Source organism: Roseateles saccharophilus (assembly GCF_031458095.1).
Classification (GTDB): domain Bacteria; phylum Pseudomonadota; class Gammaproteobacteria; order Burkholderiales; family Burkholderiaceae_C; genus Pelomonas; species Pelomonas saccharophila_A.
On the sequence record NZ_JAVDXU010000016.1, the window covers coordinates 1 to 1,232 of the forward strand.

1 protein-coding gene is annotated in these 1,232 nt (G+C 66.5%); it reads left to right on the forward strand.

Annotated elements, in window-relative coordinates; genetic code table 11:
• Nucleotides 1-1,232, forward strand: a 1,232-nt coding sequence (locus J2X20_RS29455) for an MFS transporter (RefSeq protein WP_310273372.1), incomplete at both ends; no start/stop codon positions are given.

The following is a 1,232-nucleotide window of genomic DNA, read 5'->3' on the forward strand; positions in this document are numbered from 1 at the left end:
GCCGACCGCCTGCCCATGCGGCAGAAGATCGGCTTCGGCCTGGGCTCCATCCTGGACATGTGGGGCCACTGGCTCTACCCGTCGCTGGCCTACCAGGTCTTCAACATGTTCCTCGGCGTCGCCCCCGGGCTGATCTCGACGGTGCAGATGATCAAGATCTTCATCGACGCCGGCTCGGACGCCGTCTTCGGCTGGATCTCGGACAACACCCGCACGCGCTATGGGCGCCGGCGCCCCTTCATCCTCGTGGGCGGCGTGCTGGCGGGCATCGGCCTGCCGCTGATGTTCGCCGTGGGCAAGGGCTGGACCGACATGCAGTACTTCGCCTTCATGCTGATCAGCATGGTGATCTACGTGCCGGTGATGAGCTGCTTCAACATGCCCTGGAGCAGCCTGGGTGCGGAGATGACGCCCGACTATCACGAGCGCACCACGGTGATGGCCATCCGCAACGCCATCCAGAAGGGGCCGGAGCTGGCGATGTTCTTCGCCGCCCAGTTCACGACGCTGGCGATCTTCAACCAGGCCAACGGCAAGCCCGACATCCTGCGCGGTGCCCAGACCTATTGCGCCATCCTGGGCGCCATCATGGTGGCCGTCTCCATCGCCATCTTCCTGCTGGTGCGCGAGCGCTATTACGAGAAGCTGGTGGCGCGCACCCAGACCCACATCCCGTTTGCCGACACGCTGTGGCGCACGCTGCGCTGCAAGCCCTTCCGCCACATCCTGGGCATGATGCTGGCCTACGGCATCGGCACGGCCATGGTGGGCACGCTGGGCTACTACGCCACGGTCTATTACGTCTGCGGCGGCGACATCGTCCAGGGCGCGAAGTGGAACACCGCCATGGGCCTGGCGGGCATGGCCTTCGGCTTCGCGGGCATCCCCTTCTTCGCCTGGATCGCGCGCCGCCACGGCAAGCGCGTCGGCCTGGCCGCGGTGCTGTTCCTGGCCATCTGCGCCTTCATCGGCGACTGGTGGCTGTACGACCCGGCGCGGCCCTATCTGCAGCTTCTGGCCTGCGGCTTTGTCGCCTTCACGGGCGCCGGCTTCTGGACGCTGTACAACGCCACGCTCGGCGATGTCGTGGACTACGACGAGATGCAGACCAGCCAGCGCCGCGAGGGCTCGTTCTCGGCCTGCCAGTCCTGGATCTCCAAGGTCGGCATTGCCCTGGGCACGGGCGCCTCGGGCTGGATCCTGCAGTTCACCGGCTTCGATGCCAAGCTGGA